4 protein-coding genes and 1 tRNA gene are annotated in these 5,225 nt (G+C 28.2%); 2 read left to right on the top strand and 3 right to left on the bottom strand.

The window, feature by feature from the left end; all coding sequences use genetic code 11:
• Nucleotides 1-74: 74 nt before the first annotated feature.
• Nucleotides 75-145: transfer RNA gene (locus ACIQ2I_RS07710), tRNA-Cys, on the top strand.
• A 318-nt stretch (nucleotides 146-463) separates the two neighbouring features.
• Here the strand turns inward: ACIQ2I_RS07710 and ACIQ2I_RS07715 are convergent.
• The 3 genes from ACIQ2I_RS07715 to rnr form a co-directional block, all read right to left on the bottom strand.
• Nucleotides 464-1,150: a LysE family translocator gene (locus ACIQ2I_RS07715; RefSeq protein WP_396181844.1), complete on the bottom strand. Its 687-nt coding sequence runs from the start codon at nucleotides 1,148-1,150 to the stop codon at nucleotides 464-466.
• A 102-nt stretch (nucleotides 1,151-1,252) separates the two neighbouring features.
• Complete coding sequence (locus ACIQ2I_RS07720) at nucleotides 1,253-1,921, bottom strand: head GIN domain-containing protein (RefSeq protein WP_396181845.1); 669 nt, start codon at nucleotides 1,919-1,921, stop codon at nucleotides 1,253-1,255.
• Nucleotides 1,922-2,014: 93 nt separating this feature from the next.
• On the bottom strand, nucleotides 2,015-4,192 hold the full coding sequence (gene rnr, locus ACIQ2I_RS07725) for a ribonuclease R (protein WP_396181846.1): 2,178 nt from the start codon (nucleotides 4,190-4,192) through the stop codon (nucleotides 2,015-2,017).
• A 686-nt stretch (nucleotides 4,193-4,878) separates the two neighbouring features.
• Between rnr and ACIQ2I_RS07730 the strand changes: the two genes are divergently transcribed.
• Nucleotides 4,879-5,225 (top strand): RpiB/LacA/LacB family sugar-phosphate isomerase (locus tag ACIQ2I_RS07730; protein ID WP_396181847.1); only part of this gene is annotated, 347 nt, incomplete at its 3' end.

The raw sequence follows: 5,225 nt of genomic DNA on the forward strand, positions 1-5,225 counted from the left end.
AAGAAAAAAGCAAATATTTGGAATTTGGAATTTGAATATTGAAGTTTTTATATCTATATTTGCAATCCATTAATGGCGTCGTGGCCGAGCGGCTAGGCACCGGTCTGCAAAACCGTCTACTCCGGTTCGAATCCGGACGATGCCTCTGAAAGAGTTACTAGAAATAGTAGCTCTTTTTTTTGTAAATTTTTAGAAAAAATTAATTAAAGTTATAGTTCGAATCCGGCGAGAATTCAAAAAGAGTTACTTAAAAAAGTGGCTCTTTTTTTTGTGTGAATTTTTAGAAAAATTAATTAAAGTTTTAGTTCGAATCCGGAAGATAATTCAAAAAGAGTTACTTAAAAAAGTGGCTCTTTTTTTTGTGTGAATTTTTAGAAAAAATTAATTAAAGTTTTAGTTCGAATCCGGAAGATAATTCAAAAAAGGTTACTTGAAAAAGTAGTTTTATGGAGTTTTGGTGCATTTACTTCACTACTTGTTCAATTCCTAATTTTTTATTTACAATATTTTTGCTTTTTGGAAAAAGTCCTTGTAGTATAAAAAATACTCCGAAAATCAATATTACTATACTGATAATTCTTTTAATTTTGTAGATGTTATTTGGGGTTAGTTTGTTTTTTAATTGCTTGGCTAATAGTATTTTATAAATATCGATTAATAAATAAAATACTAAAACAGAGGTAAAAAAAACAAAAATACGTAACGGATTCATTTCTAATTTTGGACCATGAGTAATGATTATCATCATCCAAAAACCTAAAACACCAATATTGATAATATTTAAAAAAACACCTTTTAAAAACAAGCCTAAATAATTATTTCTTTGAATGTCTTCTTCGTCATCATCCTCTATTTTTTCGTTAAATTTTTTCTTTAATTGTATATAAGAAATTAAGCCGTAAACCGACATTATAATTCCGCCAGCAACGTATAAAATTGGGTTGTCTTTTAGTTGCGATAGTATTTGATTGGTAGCAAAATAAGCAATTAGTATAAAAATAATATCACTAAAAACTATTCCTAAATCTAAAGTAAAAGCGGCTTTAAATCCTTTTGTAATACTGGTTTCTAGTATCATAAAAAAACCCGGACCAATTGAAATAGCTAATAAAAATGCCCAAGGAATGGCTAATAATATATCGTGAATCATTTTTTTTAGGTAATTGGTGAATAGTAAAAAGTAAATAGTGATACTACATAAACAAAAATAATAAAATCTATTTACTATTCACTAATTACTATTCACTTAATTTTAATTTGCTTGAATAATTTTTCCACCCGCAACAGATTTTTGATTCATTTGTTTTGGATTACCGTAAATAGTAATTGTTCCGCCTGCACGAGTTTTAGCATCAACTATATCTGTAGCGTTTACATTTGCTATTCCGCCAGCGTTTACAGTAACTGAAGTTTGTTTCGTAATACAATCCTGTCCGTCATATTTAGCACCAGAATTGGCTAAAATATCTTGATTTTTTACCATTCCTTTCAAGGTAACAATGCTTCCTGCGCCACAACGAACTTTTAATTTTTCTGCTACAATATTATTTAAAACAATTTCTGCGCCTTCTTTGGTAATAATTTCAAAACCAATCGCTTTAATTTCTGTTTCACAAGAAATTCTACTGCCTTCATTAGCTTCTAAAGCAGCTAATTTTTTGTAATAAACGGTTGCTGAAATAGCATTACCCGCGAACATTTTCTCGACAGGTAAACGTAGTTTTAACTCACCATTGTTATTTATTAATTCTAGTTCTTCAGAATTAGCACCTTTTAAAATTACTTTATTTTCAGTACCTAAAATCAACACTACATCTATTTTATCAAAAGAGGTTACTTTGGTAAAATCACCAACAAATCTTTCGGTTTGTGCTAAAGTTATTGAACTGATTAATAATAAGAAATAAATATTTTTTTTCATAACTTCATATTTTTTAGATATTGAAACAAGTTCAGAATAACAATTTTGAATTGTTATTTTAACTGAACACTAAAAACTGATTACTGAACGCTCTTATTTATTTTCTCTTACAAAATGAAAATCCAATTGTTTTTTTACTAAATCGGCGTTTTTTACTTTAACGTACACTTCGTCTCCTAATTGTATTAAATTTTTAGAAACTTCACCAACAAGTGCATATTGTTTATCATCAAAAGTATAATAATCGTCTTTTATTTCTCTAATACGCACCATTCCTTCACATTTATTTTCGATAATTTCTACATAAATTCCCCATTCAGTAACTCCAGAAACTACACCTAAAAATTCTTGATCTTTATGGTCTTGCATATATTTTACTTGCATGTATTTTACAGAATCTCTTTCCGCTTTTGCAGCTAAAATTTCTCTGTCGGACGAATGCATACACTTTTCTTCAAATATTTCTTCGCTTACGCTTTTTCCACCATCTAGATAAAATTGTAGTAAACGGTGTGCCATCACATCTGGGTAACGACGAATTGGTGAGGTAAAATGCGAATAATAATCAAAAGCTAAGCCGTAATGACCAATATTATCTGTAGAATAAACTGCTTTACTCATACAACGAATGGTAAGTGTGTCTACCATATTTTGCTCTTTTTTTCCTTGAACTTCCTCTAATAATTTATTCAACGAAGTGGAAATATCTTGTTTCGATTTTAAATTTAAACTGTATCCGAACTTAGAAATTACATTTTGTAACCCAAATAATTTATCTTCATTTGGTTCATCATGTATTCTGTAAATAAAAGTTTTCTTTTGTTTTCCGATAAATTCAGCTACTTTTCTATTGGCTAATAACATAAATTCTTCAATTAAATGATTAGCATCTTTGCTTTGTTTGAAATACACACCAACAGGTTCTGCGTGTTCATTTAAATTAAATTTAACTTCTACTTTATCAAAAGAAATAGCACCAGCATTCATTCTTTTTCTACGAAGAATTTTTGCTAATTCTTGCATTTGTAAAATAGCTGCTACAATTGGTTTTGGTGCGTGGTATTCTTTTCCAGTCAATGAAATATGCGCTGGAATTATATCTGATTTACTTTCTATAATTTCTTGAGCTTCTTCATAAGAAAATCGTTGATCTGAATATATTATAGTTCTTCCAAACCAAGAATCAATAACTTCTGCTTTATCATTTAATTGAAAAATAGCGGAAAATGTATATTTTTCTTCATTTGGTCGAAGTGAACATGCAAAATTTGACAATACTTCTGGTAACATTGGAACAACTCGATCTACTAAATATACTGAAGTTGCTCTATCATAAGCTTCATTATCTAAAATTGTACCTTCTTGTAAATAATGTGAAACATCGGCAATATGTACACCAATTTCATAATTTCCATTAGGTAATACTTGAAAAGATAAGGCATCATCAAAATCTTTTGCATCTTTTGGATCAATTGTAAATGTTAAGATATTTCGCATATCTCTACGTTTTGCAATTTCTTCTTCAGTTATTGAAGTATCTATTTGGTTTGCATAAGCTTCTACTTCAATAGGAAAATCGTATGGTAAACCATATTCAGCTAAAATAGCATGAATTTCTGTATTATGTTCTCCAGGTTTTCCTAAAACTTTAATTACTTTTCCAAAAGGTGAATCGGCTTTTTTAGGCCAATCTACCATTGAAACCAAAACTACATCACCATGTTCTGCATCAAAAATTTCGTTTTTAGGAATAAAAATATCCGTATACATTTTAGCATTGGTTGTGGTTACAAAACCAAAATTTTTCTGAATATCAATAACCCCAACAAATTCTGTTTTAGCTCTTTCTAAAATTTCTAAAACTTCTGCTTCTGGTTTTCTAGAGCTTCTCCTGTTATAAATATAACACTTTACTTTATCACCATCTAAAGCATGATTTAAATTTATAAAAGGAATATATACATCATCTTCTAATTCCGAACAAATAAAATATCCAGATTTACGCGTTGTCATATCTACAGTTCCTTCGTAATATTCCGCTTTTGATATTATTTTAAATTTACCGCGTTCGGTTTCTTCAATTTTACCTGCTTTTTCTAAAATTTTTAATTCCTTAATAATTTCATTTCTACTTTGTGTATCATTCACTTCAATTATCGCAGCAATTTGTTTGTAATTAAAGTCTTTAGTAGGTGATGCGGATAGTATTTTATATACGTGAGCCGAAAAATCTTTGGCTTTTTTTGTCATTTTTCTAAAATTCTTTTTCATATATCATTCTTAATATGCATTAAAAGTACAAAGAAGAAATCAGAAAACGGAATTAAGTAGTAAGATTTAATAAAATTTTAATTTTCTAAAACTTAAAAGTTTTAAACATATATTAAAAACAACAAAAAAATATTTTAATTAAATTTAAATTAATGATGGTTATTATAGCGTGTTAATATGTGGTATAAATTTATTTTAAAATGTTGTTTTAAAAACTTATTGTAAGTTATACAAATTAATAAACACTCAAAAATTTTGCTATTTACTTCTTTTCCAAGGAAATTTTATTTTTTAATCAAATCTTATTAACACTTGTTAAAATCTTAATCCGCGTTTGTTTTGTATATAACTCAATTTATAAAATTTGTTAATAACCACGTAAAAAGTATTCATAAAAAAACAATAAAATGTAATAACTAAATTTTGATTTTAAATTTAAGATTTGCATTACAAATTTTAAATTAACAGCAGTAAAAAACTTATTATTTTCTATCTTTAGTTATCAACACGTAATGTTAACTTAACATTAACTGATTATCAAGCAATTATAATATTCTATTAACATTGGTGTTTTTACTTCAATTTTTATAATAAATAAAGCAACAATAATAAATACAAATTTACTTTACGAAACGCTACATATTGATTATTTTTGTAAAACGATATTAACAACTCAATACACAATTATGACAATCTCAATTGGCAATGACCACGCGGGTCCAGATTATAAAACAGCAATAGTTGACTACTTAGAGTCTAACGGACATGTAGTTATTAACCATGGAACCGATACTTTTGAAAGTGTGGATTATCCAGATTTTGGTCATGCTGTGGCGAATGATGTTGCAAGTAAAAAAGCAGATTTTGGAATTGTAATTTGTGGTTCTGGAAACGGAATTGCGATGTCAGCAAACAAACACCAAGATATTCGTGCTGCTTTATGTTGGACGAAAGAAATTGCGGAATTAGCGCGTCAACATAATGATGCAAATATAATTTCTATTCCGGCACGTTATACATCTATCCAACAAGC

Origin of the sequence: Flavobacterium sp. (genome assembly GCF_044368995.1) — a bacterium.
In the GTDB taxonomy this organism is placed as follows: Bacteria; Bacteroidota; Bacteroidia; order Flavobacteriales; family Flavobacteriaceae; genus Flavobacterium.